Consider the following 21,604-nt stretch of genomic DNA (forward strand, 5'->3'; position numbering starts at 1 on the left):
CTTATTCAAACTTATTTATACATTAGTTTTTTTTATGGTGAACATTATAAATTGTCCATTGTTCAAGTGCCACAGAAAACCTATGATTCGACTCGCAACGCAGGCTAATGTGTCTCGATGATTTCAATTTGGAATCCCATAAGCCTACGCTGCGATGTTGTGTTTGCATATTGTCCGAACCCTGTCGGACTGGTAGATGATTCTACCGATTTACTTCCTGTATTTTTGACCTGTCTGTCAAAGTTTCTATTGTTAGCACTGCGCCCCAACGCAGTGCTATTTTTTTATCTCTGAGCCAGAAAATATTCGCGTTCTTTGGTAACATAGCAGATATACCCAATAACACCGTTCCTTTTTAACAGTATCTGCCATGACCTCTCAATTTAATGTCGACGCTATTGTTGCTCAATTTCCTGCTCTTAATGACAGCAGTAATTCGCACGCTATGGTTTATCTAGATAGCGCTGCAACGGCCCAAAAACCTCAGGTTGTTATCGATACCCTGACACGCTATTACAGTGGTCATAATGCCAATGTGCATCGGGGCAGCCACAGTTTAACGGCAAATGCTACGGCACTCTTTGAACAAGCAAGAACAAAGGTCCAACAATTCCTTCATGCCCAAAGTAGTAAAGAGATCATCTGGACTCGTGGAGCAACAGAAGCTCTAAATTTAATTGCGCAAACCTATGGTCGCCAGAATTTACAAGTGGGTGATGAAATCTTAGTCAGCGAATTAGAGCATCACGCTAATATCGTTCCATGGCAGATGATTGCAGAGCAAACTGGCGCGGTCGTAAAAAAAATTCCAATGCATTCAGATTGCACATTAGATATGGATGCTTATAACCAACTTCTGAGCCATAAAACCAAAATCGTTGCTGTTGCTCATATGAGTAATGTCACAGGGACTCGCAATCCTATTGAGCAGATGATTCAATTAGCTCATCAATATGGTGCTGTTACGGTTATTGATGGGGCTCAGGGTATTGCTCATGAAGCTGTCGATGTTCAAACATTAGATTCTGATTTTTATGTGTTCTCTGGACATAAAATTTATGCCCCAGCAGGAATTGGGGTTCTTTATGGCAAACAAGCTCTACTGGAAGCGATGCCCCCTTGGCACGGTGGCGGCAAAATGGTGGAAAAAGTCTCATTTGATGGCACAACTTACGCCCAATTACCCGGTAAATTTGAAGCGGGCACTCCTAATGTTGCAGGCAGCTTAGCCCTTGCAGCAGCGATTACTTGGTTACAATCTTTAGATCGAGAAGCCGCTGAAGCGTATGTGCTGCAATTACGTCAAAAAGCCATCAATGGTATTAAAGAGATCGAAGATCTACGTATTATTGGCTTACAACCTAACGCGAGCCTTTTCTCATTTGTTGTCGATGGTGTCCATCACCAAGATATTGCAACACTACTGGATCAACAAGGTATCGCGCTTCGTGCAGGTCATCACTGTGCACATCCAATGCTTGATGCTTTAGGTCTAAGTGGCACATTACGTGTTTCTTTAGCTATGTATAATACAGAACATGATGTTGAACGCTTTATTGCAGCGCTGAAAAAAGCCTGTGATCTTCTTTAATTATGAGTAATCGATAAATGACTTTTCCAACACACCCTTTTGGCTTAGAAATTACGGCAGAAGATATTGCTGCTATGATGCAAAATGCAACAGGCTGGGAAGATCGCTACCGCACCGTGATTCAGCTAGGTAAAAAACTGCCTGTACTTGGTGATGAATTTAAGCAAGAACAAGTAAAGGTCAGTGGCTGCGAATCTCAAGTATGGTTACACCATGAGGTAAGAGATCAACACTTTTACTTTATTGCTGATTCTGATGCTCGTATTGTGCGAGGCTTAATTGCTCTTGTATTAGCCGCATTTAATGGTAAAACCGCAGTACAAATTCAGCAATTTGATATTGATGCCTATTTTGATCAATTAGGTTTAATCAATCATCTAAGTCCTTCTCGTGGTAATGGACTCAAGGCAATTGTTGAAGAGATAAAAGACTTAACAAAATAGCAAAATACTTATCCGATAATTCTGATATTTTTGCCTGTAATACGAAATGTCCTTTGTTTATCAAAAAACTACACTAACAGAGATAACAAAGGACAATAATATGCATGAGTTTTACATCGGAATGAAATTATTGGCAGCCTATTTACTGGTAATGGCAGCCATCTTTCTCCTCTTTAAACCTGTTTTTCATTACTCTCTGGGCTCTATCATCAACAAAACCTTACTCTCTATTCCATTTGGATTTCTGGTTCTCATCGCCCTTTCTATCGCTTTTTAATTGATTTTTTCTTAATTAATTTCATCCAATAAAAAGCCCAGAACAATCGTCTGGGCCCAATCAATCTTATTGTTTGTATAACGGATACTTAATTTCGTTTTTGTTCAGTTAATTTTTGAATAATGCGCGATACTGCTACAAAACCAAATGTTGCAGTAACAACCGTAGCCGCACCAAAACCGCTGGCACAGTCCATTCTCTTAGGGCCTTCTGCCGTTGCTTTTGCATTACAGACTGAACCATCCGCTTGAGGGTACTTTAGTTGCTCAGTTGAAAACACACACTCAATACCAAACTTACGAGTTTTGCTGAAATTATAAAAACGACGTAATGTATCACGTAGCTTTTTCGCCAACGGATCTTGAATCGTTTTTGTCAGATCAGCAATTTGAATTTGAGTTGGATCTGTTTGACCACCAGCACCACCAGTTGTAATCACTTTTATTTTATGGCGCTTACAGTAAGCCAGAAGTGCTGCTTTTGGCTTCATGCTGTCAATAGCATCTAACACATAATCAAACTGAGGCCCAATGTATTCAGCTAGGTTTTCTGGCGTAATAAAGTCATCAATAAGATTAACTTTACACTCAGGGTTAATCAAAGCAATACGCTGTGCCATCACTTCAATTTTGCTCTGTCCGACGGTACCTGTCATCGCATGGATTTGACGGTTAATGTTCGTTACACACACATCATCCATATCAATTAAGGTAATTTCTCCAATACCAGAACGAGCTAACGCTTCAGCAGCCCATGAGCCTACACCACCAACACCGATAACGCAGACATGAGATGCACGTAAGATCTCAACTTCGCTGTTACCATAAAGTCGACGAGTGCCACCGAAACGTTGGTTATAACTGTCAGATGCTGGAGTGTCTAATTCACGCATGCTTTACGCCTGTTTAAGTCGATTCAAAAAGAAAGAGTGCGTTTTTATACGCACTCTTATCGTTGTTGTCCAGTCACTCGCAATAATACGAATCTGAAATTAATTTAGTCAGAAAGTCGACCATTAGCCATCAGCCAAGGATCTTGAGTCGCTGTACCTTTTAAACCCAGCTTCCATACGCGACCAAAATGCTTGTAGTGACCCGCGGCAATACCCGCTTTTTCGCCTCGACCATGGTAAATATCAAAGTGATTACGTTTTACTGCACCACCTGTATCTAACACAATAAATAGCTGTAGCTGATGCTTACCCGTCCAGTGACCAGCTTCATTCAATTTTGGAACTTCAGCTAAAATGACACTACCCATTGGGAAATATTTACGATCACCGGCCACTGCTGAATCTGCCAGTAGAGGAATACCAGCACTGCCCTTAACATCTAAACTTGGGCGACGCTCAAAGAAGACATACGATGGGTTTTGTTCCAATAGCTCACGAAGCTTAGCTGGACTCTGTTTTTCGGCCCAATCGTGGATTGCTTTTAATGACATTTTATCACGAGGCACTTCACCACGGTCGATCAGTACCTTACCAATACTGACATAGCGATGGCCGTTCTTACCTGCATAGCCAAAGTACTGCATTTCATCGTTATCACCATAATGAACAAAACCGCTACCCTGAACTTCCATCATAAAGACGTCAATCATCGACTTACTATAACCAAGTTCAAGTCCCTGACCTTTTAGCGCACCAGCATAAATTTGGGCACGAGATGGGCAACGACCTTTACATTTAGGCATTGCGTATACTGGGTATTTATATTCAGCATCTGGGTAGTGACGGATCTCTAATACAGGAGAGTAGTAACCAGTAAACATTACGTTACCACGATCATCACTGCCACCTAATTGAGCAGCTTGAATGCCGTATTTAGTTAAGTCTTGTACCTTACCATCGGTCTTGATCCACTTTTCAAGCTGACGATAAAGAGGACCATATTTGCGATCCATTGAGGATGAATTTACTGTTACTTCATCTGCTTGATCGGCAAAATTACTGTAATCAGAAGGCTTATTCGACGTCACATGGCTGACACGGTTTAATACTCGACTAAAGTAATTACCCGTATATTGATGACCAAATTCATTTGGACGGGAAGTTGAGACTTGTTGTTGCTTTTCTGGTGCAGATGAACACCCCACCAAACCAAGCATAATCATTGCAATAGTAGCTTTACGTAACACAGTAAAATAAGCCTTAAATAAAAACAGCGAAAACCGATCTTCCAATGGTAGCAAAAACTTACTGACCCAATGGAGTATAATTACTTTTTAAATTGTTTCTGAATATCAACGCTCATCAAAACAAGAAAAAACGACAGTAGCTTACCGTAACCTAGAGAAATTCCGATAATACCAAGCAAAAATATTCATTTTACGAATGATAAAATATGCTCAAAATGATAAACAAAAACAGTGTACAGCAGAGACAATCATAGAATATAAAAGTTTCATCACCATACTATTTATCAGCAGAGTTTGACTGAAACCTAACACAATCCCCATGATTAAGATCCAATAAAATTTCTTGTTTACCCTCTGTACAAATCAGAAAAATCATTTAACTTAAATGAATAAATATTGATATGGACATCAATCATGAAATTAAGAAGTATGGCTCTGGTCAAAGGATTTCGCCAATCAGCCCCTTATCTCAATGCTCATATTGGCAAAACCATGGTGATAATGTTAGGTGGTGAAGCCATTTATGACCGCAATTTTAATCATATCGTTAATGACTTAGCACTTCTCAATCGACTCGGAATCAAATTGGTGATTGTGTATGGTGCTCGACCTCAAATATCCGATCTCCTTGCGCAACATGATTATGCAACGCCGTATCATAAAGGGATTCGAGTTACCGATAATCGAGCCCTTGAAATCGCAAAACAAGCCGCTGGACAATTACAACTCGATATTACGGCTCGTTTTTCTATGGGGCTGAATAATACCCCTATGGCGGGTTCACAAATTAACGTTATTAGTGGGAATTTTATTATTGCTCAGCCTCTTGGAATCGATGATGGCGTTGATTACTGTCATAGTGGTCGTATTCGCCGAATCGATATTACGGGTATTGAACGCCAGTTAACCCAAGGATCTATTGTTCTTCTCGGTCCCATTGCCAGTTCGGTAACTGGAGAATGCTTTAATCTTATGTCAGAAGAAATTGCCACTCAGCTTGCTATTCGTCTGCGAGCCGACAAGTTAATCGGCTTTTGCTCTGAACAGGGGGTACTCAACAGCCAAGGAGAGGTTCATTCCGAACTGCTACCTAATGAAGCTGAATATTGCCTGGAACAATTAACCCAACAACAAGCAGATAATACAGGAACCGCCCGCTTTCTTCGTGGAGCCATTACTGCATGCCGAGCCGGCGTTCCCCGTAGTCACCTCATCAGTTACAAAGAAGATGGTGCATTAATTCAAGAGCTGTTTTCTTTGGACGGAATTGGAACCCAAATAGTAATGGCCAGTGCAGAGAAGCTTCGGAGTGCAAGTATCGATGATATTGGTGGTATCTTGGATTTAATTCGCCCATTAGAGCAAGAAGGAATTTTGGTCCGACGCTCTCGTGAACAACTGGAGCAAGAGATCAACCAATTTACCATTATAGAAAAAGATGGTTTGGTTATTGGCTGTGCTGCTCTATACCCTTTTCCTGATGAGCAAATGGCAGAAATGGCATGTGTTGCTATTCACCCTGACTATCGTGATGCAGATCGTGGCGTTGTACTACTTCAACGGTTATGCCAACAAGCCCGCAGACAGCAACTAAAACATTTATTTGTATTAACAACCCGTAGCCTGCACTGGTTCTTAGAGCAAGGTTTTGTTGAATCGAATATCGATGCATTACCTGTAGCTAAAAAGGCTCTGTATAACTTTCAGCGTCGATCTCAGGTCCTCATGATAAAGCTGTAAATAAACTGAACAAAATGTAACAAAATTAGCAATATATTATTAATACGCATACACTCATAATCATCAGCTTTAACATTAAATAATAATTAAGGTTACAAAACTGCTATGATGAGCTTAATTCTATTGGTTGTATTTTGCGCAATGCTCAGCGCTTATCGCCACAAAAAATCACTGAGCTATATTTTGTTTACCCTTGCTGTAGTTTTAGGTCTGTTCTGGTTCCATCACCATGCAACAGATTCACTCAGTATCTTACTTTAAGGAGAGCATGATGAATCATAAACATATCACTCTCCTTAATATTTTGGGTCTGCTGGGTATTACTGCGATACTCTTTGGCGGTGTAATTTTACAAGTTGCATGGAATGAACTTCCTTGCCCGCTGTGTTTATTACAACGTATTGGATTTGGTTTAGTCATGTTTGGCTTCATGCTTAACGTTATTTATGGTACTCAACAGCGCCATTATGGGATTATTCTAATTGGAGCCCTCTTTGGTGCCGCGACAGCCCTACGCCAAGTATCCTTACATGTTATCCCAGGTACGCCCCCCTTTGGTTCAGCCATTTTAGGTTACCATTACTACACATGGGCATTTATTATTTTTGCACTTACTGTGTTTGGTGTTGCTGTCCTACTCCTACTTTGGAAGAAAGAGTGGCAACAAGATAACTATCAGATATCAGCTTTAGGCCGCACAGCCTGCTTATTAGCAATGGCAACGGTATTGATTAATGTTATTTCAACCTTTATTGAGTGTGGTCCATATCAGTGCCCAGATAACCCGGTTAGCTACTGGCTCCTAAATCTACTCAACTCATAGATAATAAAAACGTCAACTTCATCGCTGACAGTTGACGTTCTTTTCACAATCCTAAAATCAAACCATAGTTAGCTAAGTAGATGACTCAATCCACTGGCTCGCAAGGTTTTCGTACGAATACCCCGAGCCATCACCTCTTGTTGGCCATACAGATATAAACGCGCTTTTGCACGGGTCACTCCGGTATAGACTAATTCTCGAGTTAAAATAGGACTGTAATCTTTCGGTAAAACCATCACAGTATCAGCAAACTCCGAGCCCTGTGACTTATGAATGGTCATAGCATAAACCGTTTCATGCTCAGGTAAACGACTAGGTAAAAAGCCTTTTACTTCGCCATCTGACATTTCAAAGTAGACTTTCATTCTTGGGGTTGAACCCGGTGCAATATCTGTATTTGGTTCAAGCATCGCAATACCAATATCACCGTTATATAAACCTAAACCGTGATCATTTTGACTGATCATAATAGGTCGGCCAATGTACCAAGTTTCATCACTTTGCTTAATCTTACCAATACGACCTAATTCATGCTCAATCCGTTGATTTAAGCCAACAACACCGAAGTCCCCTTCCCGTAATGCGCACAGCAGGCGAACTTGAGCAAAGGCTTGTAAAACCTCTCGAGGTGATTGTGATTGCTCTATGGCATCGAGATAATTTCGATAAAACATCACAATTTGATTGATCATACTTTTGTAACTGTCAGTCGATAATGGATAAAAATTAATATCTTTAAATCCTTGCTGCCACACTGCTTGAACTTTATTTTCTCGACCACCATTGATCGCTTTTGCTAACTGGCCAATGCCCGATAAAGCATGGAAACGATAACTTTTTTGTAGCATACAGAGACAATCAGCAACCACATTCGTCTTGCTGGTATTGCTGGAAAGATCAAAGCCCGTTAACTGACTCAACACCTCAGCTTGTTGCTTGCTATAACTTAGAGCCGAGAAAGAGCAGATATCCCCCAGTACCGCACCCGCTTCAACAGACGCTAGCTGATCTTTATCGCCCAATAAAATTAATTTAGCGTGAGCTGGCATCGCTTCTAACAATCGAGCCATCATAGGTAAATCTACCATTGAGGCTTCATCTACTACTAGCACATCTAAGTGAAGCGGATTACCTTTATGATGACGAAAATCCACACGCCCAGGAATCGCCCCAAGTAAGCGATGAATCGTACTTGATTGGGTTGGAATATGCGCTTTTATCTCATCGGTCACAGGCAGTGATTTCACCGCATTGGTAATCGACTCGGTCAAACGAGCCGCAGCCTTACCCGTAGGAGCCACCAGCATAATATTAGGAATATGCTGCGGATTTTCCATCACCAAAGCCGCCAACAGCTTGGTTACCGTAGTTGTTTTACCCGTACCTGGGCCACCAGAAATAACCGCAAACTGTCGGGTTAATGCTACCGCAGCCGCTACTTTTTGCCAGTTTAAACAAAACGAAGATGGCACAAGCGTATCAAGAACCTGTAGATCCGAGATAGTTTGGGCTTGAGCTAAAACGGAATCAATCTGCTTCCAATCTAGCTGTGATATTTTATCGGCAACGATATCGAGCTTATCGATCACTTCCAATCGACGGGCTTCTTCACTGTCTACTCTTGTTGTTTCACCCAAGCGTAATGCTTGTAAACTGCTAAGTAGATAGTGATAAACTCGAGGAAACAATTGATCTAAGTTCTGCTGCAGTTGATCAATATGATGTGATGATAACGCTTGAGCTGCAGTATCCACTCCCTTAGCCGTTGCCATGGCTAAGATTCGCCCAGCGACACTCTGTTCAAACTGCCAATAGCGATTAAGATACAAACGTCCGTCACTTAATACTAATGGCGTTGGCTGACTACCATCAGACACGGCATGGGATTGAATCAGCGCTTCTGGCCAACATTGAGGATGATGTAATGCCTCAGGTAACAGTTGAACCACCTGCTGCGCCAACTCACCATGTAAACCAAACATTCCCATACTTTGCTGATCTTCTGCCGTTAGCGGCAAACAGACATGACCTCGTCCCAACTCACTACTGAGCCAAGCTGAAGCAAGTGAGACTAATTGTACTACCTCTGGCGTATCAATATTGGTCACTGAACGAGCCATAAATTTGGCAAATTGAGAATCTATCGCTCGAAGCACACCCTGCTCAGTTAAACGATCCAACATATTAAGCATGGGATGACTCCTGTTTGTTCTCAATTAACTGCTCAAGCTCAGTAAGCAGTTCCAGACTTGGCTTGGCGTGAAAAATACCACTATCTTCATTGGCTTTCACTCCACGTAAAAAGAGATAATACACGCCACCAAAATGCTGCTCATAATCGTAATCCGACAAGCGATTTTTTAAGAAACGGTGTAACGCTAGTGCATAAATTTGATACTGAAAATCATAGCGGTGATCGCGCATCGCCTCTTTTAGCATCTCACCTCGATAAAGCTCTGGATCATCACCTAAGTAATTAGATTTCCAGTCTAAAACGTAATACTTTCCTTGGTATTCAAACACTAAATCGATAAAACCTTTTAACATACCGCTAACAGTCGCAAATCCTAATTCGCCTGCTTTGGCTGATAATTCATCATGACGAGCTAGTGCTTTATTAACCAAACGAGATGAGAGTAACTCAATCGGCAACATAAACTCCATCTCGGCTAAACGACGGTTAGCACCAATTTGCCCCAATCGCAGCGCTTGTCCATCTAAAGGACACTGCATAACATCCACAATTAGTTGCTGCAAAATAGGTAACCATTCCGGCTCTAGATTTTCTAACCGTAATAGCTCCAACAAAATCTGTCGCGTCTCATCACTATCAGCAGATGTTGTAAATTCGATCTCTTCAAAAATGGTGTGTAAAAACGTACCCGGACGCGCCCCTTTCGGGAAGGTATAGATAGAACGCTCAGGCACTAACACAGGTTCGTCATCGGCTTTATCTTGCGACGAATCAACGTCAAATCCCGGCGCTTCAAACGAGGCGTCATGGTGCTTGTTACCTTGTTTTACCAACCCTGAATAACTTGTGATCCACCAGTTACGTTCAATATCACGCTGAAAACGACTTGCAACTAACTCTTGAGGAATTTCTTCATCAGCTTGCCAAAGCTCTGAGCTACACTTAGGAGGTTCTGCTATGGTCATCACTTGGGCGTTAGTTTGCAGCAGATTCAGAGCCGCAGTAAGATCGGCAACACCGCCTTCTTTACCATTTTGAACTAACCAGCCAATGGCACAATGGTGTAATCCGGTTGGATCTTTACGACTCATGCCATTACGAACAGGAGCCATTCCAATATAACAACCATACACTGCTCGGGTTAGGGCTACATAAATCAAACGTAAATCTTCAGCCAAACGTTCTTGTTCAGCTAAAGCCATGCTCGCCTCATCCCCTTTTACATCGAAAATTGCCTGCTGGGTTTCTTCATCATGATATAACGCACGATCAACGGCTCGATAACCACAAACAAAGGGTAAAAAGACTAAATCATATTCCAACCCTTTGGATTTATGGATAGTAACAATTTGAACTAAATTACGGTCTGACTCTAAGCGCAATTGCTCTTCATCCAGATTACCATTAGGCGATTCAATGCGCTCAGCCAACCAACGAATCAAGCCATAGTCACTATCAAGCGTTTGGCTGGCTTGTTGCAATAACTCACCAATATGCAAAATATCAGTCAGTGAACGTTCACCACCATTATGAGTGAGTAACCGCTCAGCTATTTGATGCTTTGCAATCACATGGCGTAACATCGGCAATACCCCACGGTTTTGCCATAAGGTACGATAATCACGGAAAGCCCCAACCCAGCGTTCCCATTCATCTTCTTCTTGGTTTAATCGATCAAGTTCGGTTGCGGTTAACGCAAAAAAGCTTGATGCTAAAGCCGCACGTAAGGTTCGCTCATTTTCCGGCAATAAAACCGCTTGTAGTAATCGCTCGATATCTGCCGCTTCAATCGATGAGAAAACACTATCACGATTAGAAAGATAGACACTGGCAATACCTTGTTGAGCTAATACTTGGCGGATCATTGCGCCTTCACTGCCCGTTCGTACCAATACCGCAATATCGCCAGCTTGAATTTTGTTTTGCTTACTGCCATTAACAAAATGGGCTTTATCTTGTTGCGCCAAAGTCAAAATACGCTGAATTTCGCTCGCGGTTGCTTCAGCCATTTGCTTGTTGTAATCCCCTTTACTGATAGGGGCAGTTGGCGCTTCCTCTTGCGCGAGCCAAAACGTCAGAGCTTTTTGGTCTACGCCATCGAGTATCCAACCTCGTTCTGTTGCCTTAGAGCTATGATTTACAGCAGCAAATGGAATATCGCTATCATAAATAAAGGGTCTATCTGGTGTTGCAAAAATAGTGTTCACCGCCGCGATCATATCGGCACTGGAACGCCAGTTCGTCGCCAATGTGTAATGAGCACTAACCTGACGACGAGCTTGAATATAGGTAAAAATATCGGCACCACGAAACGCATAAATTGCCTGTTTCGGATCACCAATCATAAACAGACCAGATGGTCCCCTTGCTGCATCACTGTCAGAACCCTCAGATAAATTCTCATCTTCTACAAGAGAGCTATGGCCATAAACCGTATTAAAAATATAGTATTGCAATGGATCCGTATCTTGGAATTCATCGATCATGGCAACTGGATATAACGTCCGGATTCGCTGTGCTAATGTGGATGCTGAAGCGTTATCATTGGCTTGCAGAGCTGCGGCTAATTGGGTTAAGAGATCATCAAAAGAGAGCCATCCTTTGCGCAATTTCGCTTCTGCTAACAGTTCGCGGCACGACGTAATTGCATCAGCTAAAACAGGGTCTTTAATATTCGGTGGATTTTGTAATAGCTCCCCAATAGCTCGAAATGCTTCATGCTCTGGCACTTCACCTTTGCTGGTTTTTTCACGCAATACCGTTTGATCAAATTTCTCTAACGATTTCGGTAATTGATAACCGTAAGTCGCACTTTGTGCCCATTCACCTACCTCTGCTAATGCCTTTGGTAAACTGGTTTTGGTATAGCTACGTTTATTAACCCCAGAATTGGCAATCAGATCATGAAAATCCCCTTCGCCCTCACGCCACAATTTTTTAATGTGCTCAATTCGACGAATATTTTCTTGATGTACATTTTCTAAATTATCACTCAGCGTTGGAGCCACAATCTTAACCGGCGCTCCAGATAAAAATGGATTGATCTCTTTTAATAACGCCTGTGGAGTTTGCCAAAAGCTACGAATCTCTCCAGCTAAAGAGCGTGAAAGAGGATAGAACTGACGACGCCAATAGTCAGCCACTACCTGTGCTCGTAGTTGACTCTCTTCAGTGACAAACTCATTGGTAAATAGACTGCCCGACTCAAAGGCATTTTGTGTCAACATTCGTTGACAGAAACCGTGAATGGTATAGATCGCAGCCTCATCCATCTGACGTTCTGCTTGCAATAAGGTAGCTGCAGCCGCTTTATGATCAGCAATATCTTCTAATAAAGGAGCAATTACAGGGTCTGAACTGTTTCCGCGAGCAAACGCAATACGAGCATCATGAATACGACGACGAATACGGTCGCGCAGCTCAGCCGTTGCCGCTTCGGTGAAAGTTACCACCAAAATTTGATCGACCGTCAACGGATAAGGAAATCGACTCTGCTCATCACCGTGGCCCAACAGTAAGCGCAAATATAAGCTGGCAATGGTAAAGGTTTTTCCTGTACCTGCTGAGGCTTCAATTAAGCGACTACCATGTAGAGGAAAGCTCATTGGATGGAGCACTTGCGGCTCTATAGTGGTTAATAGATTGTCTGGCGTCATGACGTATGCTCTAAATTAGGAGATCAAATCGATGCTAAAAATTCGCAGCGAAAAATAAATCAGTTTTGTGATCAATAGCTTATAACGTTAAATTGATAGAATAAGCCAAGCAAGATGAGAGATCTTTCACGGTTTACAATCGTGCTATTGCGTACTATTCGCGGCACGAAATCAAGGTCACCTCTGGACCTGTGGCCGTACGGCGAACACCCTACATCAATAATGATTTGCCGGCGGCCACCCTACATTCAACTCCAATCTTACTTGCTTATCCCCTTGGTTATATGGCTGTTTTATTTAACTTCACTCAATTGTGAAATAGCAGGCTTTAACAGTTTCTCCGCCATTTCATACACTTCTTGAGCAAGTTCTTGTGACCATTCAGGCCATACACGGGCGATATAATGGTTGATCCCTTCACCATCAAACATATAGCCACCGTTAAACCCTTCTGCCATTTTATTAAATATTTTCTCAATGCTGGCTTCGTCAGTTAACCAATTTCCTTGCTTATCTCGCCCCGCTTCAAGTCCAGCTAATATTGTGCGAGGGAAATACGGCAACGGTTGTACAAGTCCTTGGAAATAGTGCTCTAACAAAGCTTCAAGTTGCGGCATTGCGACTTCACGAGAGAGTGGATTAAAAACCAGATGCTGATCGACACCGATCAAATGCGTTGACTTTTCGATCCCTGCACAAGCTAAACAAAGGTGCTCGATCCAACCACTTAAAATATCGTTGCTGCGGATCTTACCAGGGCGATAGCGAATTAATCCTTGTTGATAATATTGCTTTAACCACCCTTGAAGTTGCACTTGTCGCCCTGCTATTGATACCAATAGATTCACTTCTACATCAGGTTGCTCATGATCCATCAACTGAACCACTTTCTCTGCTAATTGCTCTATCTGCGCTCGCTCTTCCAATAAGGTTAATTGGCCAAACTCAGCTAACGGTAAGCCACCAGCAGCATTTTGATAAGCAGTAAAGCGTTCAAACAATTGGTCTTTAGTCAGTTGCCCTTGAGAAACTTGGGTCATTACTTGATGATTTAAAAATTCACTTAATAAAGCTTCACGTACCTGATAACGTCCTAACCCATCTAAAGAGAACGGCTCATCATCAGCTAATGCACCTTGGCTTGGGTCAAAGAAGACTTTTAACCTGCGATTAAAGAAATATTGCACTGGTAAGCGCCAAAAACGCACTAACTCCGATAGCTCAAGTAGTTGAGGTATATGCGGTGTCACCAATTCGGGTTCCAGTGGTTGCTGATAAAAGTGAGAGGTTATTATCTGCTCACGATTTGCAGCGGGTAACCACTCAGCAGCAAAGCTTGGTTGCTCCCCTAAAAAGGCTTGAGGGCTAAACGGTGTAAGTGGATGCGTATAAATACGTGATTTAACTAAGCGCTCTGCGGAATCATCAGCAGTTAAGGCTTCATCACCTTCTAAACAGTAACCTTGACCGCAATATTCAAGTAACTCACTAACCAAAACTGATGGCATTTTTTCACTATTATCTTGAATTGAACGGCCCACATAGCTGATATAAAGCTTCTGCTGCGCCGATTGAATCGCTTCTAAAAATAGGTAACGGTCATCATCACGACGAGAACGATCCCCAGCTCTATGATCATGACTCATTAAATCAAAACCTTCAGGCGCAATAGAGCGTGGGTAAACACCATCATTCATCCCAAGTAGACACACCACTTTAAAAGGGATTGAACGCATTGGCATCAAGGTACAGAAATTCACTTGTCCGGCAAGAAAACGTTGACTAACTCGCTCACCAGATAACTTACCCATTAAATAATCGCGCATTACAACGGGGGTGATCTTTTCACCAAATCCCGCATCATCAAGCTGTTGTTCAAGTTGCTGCAATTTATCACGGATAAGATGAAGAACTCGCTCACCTTCTAACTCAACGCTAAAGAAATCATCCAACAACTGATTAAGTATTAAGGTCCACTCGGTAACACCTTGCTCTTGAGCTAACTGCATCCGGTAATGCATTAACTTTTCAATAAACAAGCCTAATTGTCCTGCAAGAACCGCATCCATTCCTTGTACTTCATCATAGGCCAGTGTGCCTTGATAAAGCCCTAATTCTTGCGGCATTGCATAACCTAATAGCATGCGTTGCAAACCAAAAAGCCACGTATTTTGTTGCTGTTTCGGTAAAGAGAACTCACAAGCGGTACTGTCGTCCAATCCCCAACGAATTCCGACTTCTTCAATCCATTGTTTAATCTGCTCAAAGCTATCGGCATTAAAACCAAAACGAGCCATTACAGCGGGAACTTCAAGTAGTTCTAACAATTCAGAAGCTTGGCAACGACTTTCCGGCAAGGCAATAAGTTTTAAAAACGCCAGTAGTATCGGGTTTTCTTGGTCAGCACTGCGGTCAGAAATAGAAAATGGAATATAGCGATCGCCTGGAGCATTACCAAATACGGCCTGAATATACGGACTGTAGTTATTGATATCTGCCACCATCACCACGATATCGCGAGGCGTCAAACTTGGGTCCTGCTCCAACATAGCCAAAATATTATCGTGTAATACTTCAACTTCACGCATTGCAGAATGACAAGCGTGAATGGTCAAAGAGTGATCTTGGCTATTAATTGCAAGTTTATGGTGACTGTTTTCAGTTAGATGATCTTGAATACGATCTTCAAGATTTAAAATATCAGCCTGAATGGCATGGAGCAGTGAGTCATGCTCAATATCAACAAAGGCTTCAACGTCAAACGCTTCCAGTTCTGACATAAGATATAAGTTATCTCGTCCCAACTTACCTAACGAGGCCAACAAAGTATTGCCAACCGATGCTTCTTGGGTTTCATCAAAGACATTGTCATCCACCGAGCCTTTTAATGGGCTAACTTGAGCACCTAGCTCACTGTGTTCCCCTTGAACCTGTAATTGCTGACGGTGTTTGGCCGCCAAGCGTGCAATATATTTACGATCGCGAACATCGCCCCAGTAATGACGACAAGGATTAGTAAACATCAGATGAACATCAATGTGTTTGCCAAGTGCTGCTAATGCGTCCAAATAACGTGGCGGTAATGCAGAAATACCAAAGACAAAAAGACGCTTTGGTAAGCCTTGCGGTAATGCTGTACCCGTTTGACTGTAATTCTCTAAGGTCTCAATAAAATGTTGGTACAAGTTAGCACGGTGATATGGCGACTGCCCCAAGCTTAAGGTGTGATCGTACAGAGCTTGCCACAATAAGGGTTGCCACGGATGATCTGCACAAATCTCAGGGTCTATCTCGCCCCCTTCCCAAGCTTGAATCCATTCTGGGCGATATACCAAATATTGGTCAAAGATATCGGCTATCTTTTCAGCCAATTGATAACGCTTTTGTCCTTGCGCATCTTGTTCTAAGTAGCGTTGTAGTGGCTCAAATTCTGGTCGTTCAAGTTGATCAGGAAGAATTTGCATTAACTTCCAAGTCATGGACTCTTTGTTAAAAGCACTGCGTTTAGGTACATCACTCAAGACTTGGGTAAACATATCCCAAATAAATGTCGCAGGTAGCGGAAAAGTAATATTGGCAGCAATACCCATAGACTGAGCCAGCTCTAATTTTAACCACTGAGACATACCTGGGCTTTGCACTAAGATTTGCTCTGGTGTGAAAGGATTATCGAGCGGATCGAGGCGAATAAGCTCAACGAGGAGGGATTTTAGCAAATCTAACTGGTTAGAGTGATAAATGGTAAACACACAGAATTCTCAATCGCTTGAAGACAATAAATAAATTGTCTACCAAGCCATCGAGAGTGTAAACCTATCTTATGTATATCGGCTCAAAATTTAGAACGAAAAAAGGCCCAAGTTACCTTGGGCCAACACACTAAATCTTTACAACATTCTAATTGGTATTACCCGGTACACAGTGTGCAACCCAATCAGATGCTATCGCCATTAAAGATTCTGTGGGCTGTTTGGACAGCGAGTAAATAAACGTGATAATGGGCGGTAGAACATTTTGTAACGAAGAGCCACATAACCTACCACAACAGTTGCCACGTAAAGTTCAATTGTTGCAAGAGTATGAACCTGATTTACATATTGTTCTGCAAAGCCGTAATGAGTCATCCAAGCCGCTGTTTTAAATAGTGCAGTAGAACCAATAACCATAGGGAAGGTAAAGGCTGCGTAACCTGGGCTAAACTCTAAACGCATTAAGCGGATGAACGCTAAGTAAATAATAAATGTCATCAGAACTGCAATACCACCAAGTAGGGCAATAATTACAGGTGATGGCGTTTGACATACAGTTAAGTAACCAGCCAAAGAGAGACTTGCAGGTGCTGCTAAGATTGCAATAGTTGGTTTTGCAGCATCAGGTACTTCATGACTGAAAATAAGGCGGTAAATCATAATTGGTAACATGATTGCGTAAGCGACCATACCAAAAATTAATAGACCTTCCGCTAATGGACGTAGTGCACCACCAGGGAAAGCAACGTCCGCCACAATAATACCAACTGGTGGTACGAACCAACTTGGAACCATGTGGTGTAATTCAAATTCAATAACACGGTGGTAGGTAAATAAAGTTAGGAATACAAGATGTAAAATTACCGCAAAGAGCCAAATCGCTTGAGCTAGTACCGGAAAGTACATACCCACAGCCTTTGACACCACCATTAATGCCATTGCAAAAGTAGGAACAACACTACCTACAACATGATGACGTAAATCACCCAACAATAGATTAGGATGAAGAACGAACTTAACAACGAGAATGGCTAATAATACCGCCGCAATCGATGCACCAATAATCTGTCCAGTGCCGTGTAATGAGGCACCATTTTCCCAACACCAACCAAGGCTACCAATCCCTAGTGCCAAACCAGCCATTGGCGTTGGCGCTCCTGCAACTTTTCTTTTAGTAGCTTGAATCATTTTTTTCTCTCCACTTCTATTTCTAGAAGGTATTCTTAATTTGCGATAGCTGTTATTTCTTGGAATAGGTGTAGTGTATTAGGTTTGTATGATTTATCATAATTGAATATATTTAAATATAGATTCAATTAATGTGAACATTTGACTATGAGAATGAATATAGCCCTTAAGCAACTGAATGTCTTTGTGACCGTTGCCCAAGAAAGAACCATCACAGCCGCAGCTGAAAAGCTATTTTTATCTAAACCCGCCGTCAGCATGGCATTATCAGAATTGGAAAAACAGCTCGATCATAAATTGTTTGATCGTAATAACAACCGATTGATTATTAATGAACAAGGAAAGCGCTTACTGCCTCTTGCGGATGAGCTACTTGCCCGATCTCATGCCATTGAGCAGCTCTTTGATCAAGATAGCGTCGTTACAGGAAAAATTCGTATCGGTTCTAGTGACACCGTTGGTAACCAGGTAACGCCTTTTCTTCTTCGCGATTTTCGCCAACATACCGACCATAAAGAACAATCCTTATTTATTTCCAATACCGCGCAAATCTGTCAAAAATTATGTGAATTTGAACTGGATGTAGGCTTGGTCGAAGGTAACGTACAAGATCCAGAGCTAGAAGTTATCCCGTGGCTAGAAGATGAAATGGTGATAGCTTGCCATCCAAATCATCCCCTAGCGCAACAAGATCATGTGACATTAGCGGATCTAGAAAATTATGACTGGGTATTACGCGAAACCGGATCTGGTACCCGTGAATTTTTCTTAAATCGAGTGGCACCAAGGCTGAATAAATGGCGTCCAGCTTTTGAGCTCAATACAACGGAAGCGATCATCAATTGCATTGCCGCTGATCTAGGCATTACCTGCATTTCAAAGCGTGCGGTTAAATACGCCGAGATGGATTATCGGGTTCATACGCTTTCACTTCCATTGGATATGCATCGCCAATATTGGCTACTGTTCCATAAAGAAAAATATCAAAGCCCACTGCTTACATTATTTATCGATTTTTGTAAGCAGTGGCAACAGCCTTAAAATACATGATTATCGCCGCAACTAAACGAAATAATCTGGCTTACTTGACACATTGGTCGGCCAGATTCTTGTTGCCAATCATTAAATGCTTTTTGAGTCGCTTTTAATGATTTTAGTGATGATTTTCCACCTTCAATCACCCCTATATTACGTAAATAAGCTTCAACATCTTGGCTAATAATAAAAGTATCTTTTCCCATGGTTCGCAGCGCATAAGGCCCTGTATTTCCACCTAGTCGAGCCCCTTTTTTCTTAAGGTATTGCCACAACCCAATAATATCTTCACAAGGCCAATCAGCAACCATCTGAGCGAAAGAACCATATTCAACTGCAGCTCGATGAATCATGTCAGCATTAGCAGGAATGGTCATCACCTTACCCAAATGACGAATAATCGCCGGATCCGTGGCTTTTCTTTCCCACATTTCATCAGGTACTAACAACATCTTTTCAATGTTAAAGCCAAAGAAAACATCTTCAAAATTTGGCCATTTATTACGAACAACTTGCCAGGTCATTCCCGATTGAAAAATACGTAATGTAAATGTCGCTAACCAGCGGTCATCCGTTATAAGAGCCAACTCTTGCTGACTTTTAGGAACGACTAATAATTTTTCAAGAGCTTGTATCCCCCCTTTTCGCTCTGCTGCACGATCGTATATTTGATTAAATTTTTCTCTTACCATCACAGAAACTCGCTTATCACTGGACGAACCGTTTAGGGTACTGTATAAACAACCAGTTTATCACTTTGGGAGAGGATGACCATGGCAGTTATCGTCAAATATGTTGTTGAGCGAAACGGAGAAGAGAAAATGACTTTCACCTCTAAGTCAGAAGCCGACGCATACGACAAAATGCTTGATATGGCAGATGAGATGTTTGAGCTGTTAAGCACAAGCGACCTGTTTGCCGAAGATGAAGCAAAACAAGAAGAGCTATCATTGTTCTTAGCACAAAAGCGCGAAGAAGTACTTGTTGCTCTTGGTGCTAAAAAAGCAAAACCAGCAGCCAAGAAAAAGGCAACAAAGCCAGAACTTGTTGCTGATGAACAAGAAGAAGCAGCTTAATTCTGTTTTGCGAAGCCTCCTACTAGGGAGGTTTCTTTTTCGCTCACCTTTTTACCTCAACCATCCTCACTTCTTTTATCTTGCAACAATCTAAGCGACTCAGCCCTTTTATCCCAGTTTAACATGCTGCTATTGGTAAGTTTTGCGTCAATATTTCATGATTTTAAACGGATTCTGATATCTAACCTTGCTATCTGTTTCGAACTGCTTTTATGATGGGAGCATCTTACTCATTGAAAAAACCAATGGGTTAATCGATTTTTATCAGCTGACCCTAATTCACTTTTATGGTTTTATGTCAGCTGTATTTATTTTGACACGGAGAACCAAGAATCATGGCTCGCTTTTCTCTTGCCCTAGGCACTGCAACTAAAAACCGCGATGGAAAAATCATTGAAGCTTACTTCCCAACGCCAATCCTAAACCCATCGGATGCATTGGTAGATGAGATTGCAGCCGTTGTTACTTACAAAGAAGGTAATCAAGCTGTTGAAGTAACCTCTGAGCAATGTGTCGCGCTTGCCTCTATTTTTGCTGCTCATGATCAAGCAGAAAGTGCACTATTTGCATCTAAAGCGGTAAATTCAGCTCAACCGCTTGTTTTAGTGATTCTTGCTAATGATGAAACACCGGTTTCTGTGGCTGAAGCATTTTTAAAACTGCAACTTATTTCTCACCGTTTAGTAAAACCTCATGGTCTAGTATTAGATGGTATTTTTGGTCTACTTCATAATATTGCATGGACCAACAAAGGTGCGATCGACCTACCTGAGCTTGCAGAACGTCAAATGGAAGCTCGTTTAAATGGCGAAACCATTATTGTCGATTGTGTGGATAAATTCCCTAAAATGGTTGATTACGTTGTCCCAACAGGCGTTCGTATTGCTGATACATCACGTGTACGTCTTGGTGCACATGTTGGTGAAGGCACAACCGTTATGCACGAAGGCTTTATTAACTTCAACGCAGGTACGACTGGCGTAAGCATGGTAGAAGGTCGTATTTCTGCTGGTGTGGTTGTTGGCAATGGTTCAGATATTGGTGGTGGTGCATCTATTATGGGTACCCTATCTGGCGGTGGTAAAGTGGTTGTCTCTATTGGTGAGAACAGCTTACTAGGTGCTAACGCAGGTCTTGGTTTCCCAATGGGCGATCGTTGTACTATCGAATCAGGCCTATACGTAACAGCAGGCTCAAAAGTTCAGATGCTCGATGCTTCTGGAAAGCCGGTAGAAGTCGTTAAAGCTCGCGATCTAGCGGGTAAACCAGACCTTCTATTCCGTCGTAACTCAATGACAGGCCAAATCGAATGTTTAACGAACAAAACTGCGATTGAGCTAAACAGCGAACTGCATAAGAACAACTAATCACTTATTCTCATTGTGATTAGACTGTGATTTGCATAAATGCCGCATAATATTTGCGGCATTTTTATATTCATTCGCTATATTTGAGCACATAAATGCGTCCATTTAGCCCTCTACTTTTAATGCATATTTTTTGCATAATCCATTAATTTATGCAATTTCAATAAAAGCTTAAATCTACTAGCAAATTTAATTCCAACTCTTCACAAAATACCTTATTAGCAATTCTGTGATCCCTATCTCATACCACGTAAATATTCTATTTATCACAATAGAACAATTTACAGGCTAAATAAATCAACAATAAAACATAAGAAAAACAACAT

The 21,604-nt window shown here is 41.7% G+C and carries 16 protein-coding genes; 9 read left to right on the top strand and 7 right to left on the bottom strand.

What is annotated here, in order from left to right; genetic code table 11:
- Positions 1-370: 370 nt before the first annotated feature.
- From csdA to WAX86_RS12050, 3 genes are all read left to right on the top strand, one after another.
- Positions 371-1,591: a cysteine desulfurase CsdA gene (gene csdA / locus WAX86_RS12040; protein ID WP_341488857.1), complete on the top strand. Its 1,221-nt coding sequence runs from the start codon at positions 371-373 to the stop codon at positions 1,589-1,591.
- Between the two features lie 17 nt (positions 1,592-1,608).
- A complete protein-coding gene (csdE, locus tag WAX86_RS12045; protein ID WP_069530921.1) occupies positions 1,609-2,034 on the top strand; it encodes a cysteine desulfurase sulfur acceptor subunit CsdE in 426 nt (141 codons plus the stop codon).
- A gap of 100 nt (positions 2,035-2,134) precedes the next feature.
- On the top strand, positions 2,135-2,311 hold the full coding sequence (locus tag WAX86_RS12050; protein ID WP_153274593.1) for a hypothetical protein: 177 nt from the start codon (positions 2,135-2,137) through the stop codon (positions 2,309-2,311).
- A gap of 88 nt (positions 2,312-2,399) precedes the next feature.
- Here WAX86_RS12050 and tcdA read toward each other — a convergent pair whose 3' ends face one another.
- A complete protein-coding gene (gene tcdA, locus WAX86_RS12055; protein ID WP_005297881.1) occupies positions 2,400-3,203 on the bottom strand; it encodes a tRNA cyclic N6-threonylcarbamoyladenosine(37) synthase TcdA in 804 nt (267 codons plus the stop codon).
- 104 nt (positions 3,204-3,307) lie between these two features.
- The gene (gene mltA / locus WAX86_RS12060) at positions 3,308-4,450 is read right to left on the bottom strand and encodes a murein transglycosylase A (protein WP_081282997.1); all 1,143 of its coding nucleotides are present in this window, start codon (positions 4,448-4,450) and stop codon (positions 3,308-3,310) included.
- 414 nt (positions 4,451-4,864) lie between these two features.
- Here mltA and argA point away from each other — a divergent pair, with 414 nt between their 5' ends.
- From argA to WAX86_RS12075, 3 genes are all read left to right on the top strand, one after another.
- Positions 4,865-6,190 (top strand): amino-acid N-acetyltransferase, encoded by a 1,326-nt coding sequence (argA, locus tag WAX86_RS12065; RefSeq protein WP_044174585.1) that lies wholly within the window; start codon positions 4,865-4,867, stop codon positions 6,188-6,190.
- Between the two features lie 105 nt (positions 6,191-6,295).
- A complete protein-coding gene (locus tag WAX86_RS12070) occupies positions 6,296-6,451 on the top strand; it encodes a DUF5993 family protein (RefSeq protein WP_169303451.1) in 156 nt (51 codons plus the stop codon).
- Between the two features lie 10 nt (positions 6,452-6,461).
- Positions 6,462-7,013: a disulfide bond formation protein B gene (locus tag WAX86_RS12075; protein WP_341489384.1), complete on the top strand. Its 552-nt coding sequence runs from the start codon at positions 6,462-6,464 to the stop codon at positions 7,011-7,013.
- 68 nt (positions 7,014-7,081) lie between these two features.
- Here WAX86_RS12075 and recD read toward each other — a convergent pair whose 3' ends face one another.
- The 4 genes from recD to WAX86_RS12095 form a co-directional block, all read right to left on the bottom strand.
- Positions 7,082-9,205: an exodeoxyribonuclease V subunit alpha gene (recD, locus tag WAX86_RS12080; RefSeq protein WP_341488858.1), complete on the bottom strand. Its 2,124-nt coding sequence runs from the start codon at positions 9,203-9,205 to the stop codon at positions 7,082-7,084.
- Positions 9,198-12,863, bottom strand: coding sequence for an exodeoxyribonuclease V subunit beta (gene recB / locus WAX86_RS12085; RefSeq protein ID WP_341488859.1), 3,666 nt, complete (start codon positions 12,861-12,863; stop codon positions 9,198-9,200). Before recB ends, recD begins: the two co-directional genes overlap by 8 nt.
- A 293-nt stretch (positions 12,864-13,156) precedes the next feature.
- Positions 13,157-16,612, bottom strand: coding sequence for an exodeoxyribonuclease V subunit gamma (gene recC, locus WAX86_RS12090; RefSeq protein WP_341488860.1), 3,456 nt, complete (start codon positions 16,610-16,612; stop codon positions 13,157-13,159).
- A 201-nt stretch (positions 16,613-16,813) separates the two neighbouring features.
- On the bottom strand, positions 16,814-17,800 hold the full coding sequence (locus WAX86_RS12095) for a TDT family transporter (RefSeq protein WP_044174574.1): 987 nt from the start codon (positions 17,798-17,800) through the stop codon (positions 16,814-16,816).
- Positions 17,801-17,953: 153 nt separating this feature from the next.
- Between WAX86_RS12095 and WAX86_RS12100 the strand changes: the two genes are divergently transcribed.
- A complete protein-coding gene (locus WAX86_RS12100) occupies positions 17,954-18,841 on the top strand; it encodes a LysR substrate-binding domain-containing protein (protein ID WP_044174572.1) in 888 nt (295 codons plus the stop codon).
- On the opposite strand, the gene WAX86_RS12105 is transcribed toward WAX86_RS12100, so the two are convergent.
- Entirely contained in the window at positions 18,838-19,527 is a 690-nt protein-coding gene (locus WAX86_RS12105; RefSeq protein WP_148109522.1) for a DNA-3-methyladenine glycosylase I, read from the bottom strand. The two genes, WAX86_RS12100 and WAX86_RS12105, sit on opposite strands and share 4 nt — an antisense overlap.
- Before the next feature lie 81 nt (positions 19,528-19,608).
- Here WAX86_RS12105 and WAX86_RS12110 point away from each other — a divergent pair, with 81 nt between their 5' ends.
- Positions 19,609-19,911: a YebG family protein gene (locus tag WAX86_RS12110; protein WP_005297868.1), complete on the top strand. Its 303-nt coding sequence runs from the start codon at positions 19,609-19,611 to the stop codon at positions 19,909-19,911.
- Between the two features lie 335 nt (positions 19,912-20,246).
- On the top strand, positions 20,247-21,278 hold the full coding sequence (gene dapD, locus WAX86_RS12115) for a 2,3,4,5-tetrahydropyridine-2,6-dicarboxylate N-succinyltransferase (protein ID WP_005297867.1): 1,032 nt from the start codon (positions 20,247-20,249) through the stop codon (positions 21,276-21,278).
- The last annotated feature ends 326 nt before the right edge of the window (positions 21,279-21,604 follow it).

Source organism: Photobacterium damselae subsp. damselae, from assembly GCF_038086725.1.
In the GTDB taxonomy this organism is placed as follows: Bacteria; Pseudomonadota; Gammaproteobacteria; order Enterobacterales; family Vibrionaceae; genus Photobacterium; species Photobacterium damselae.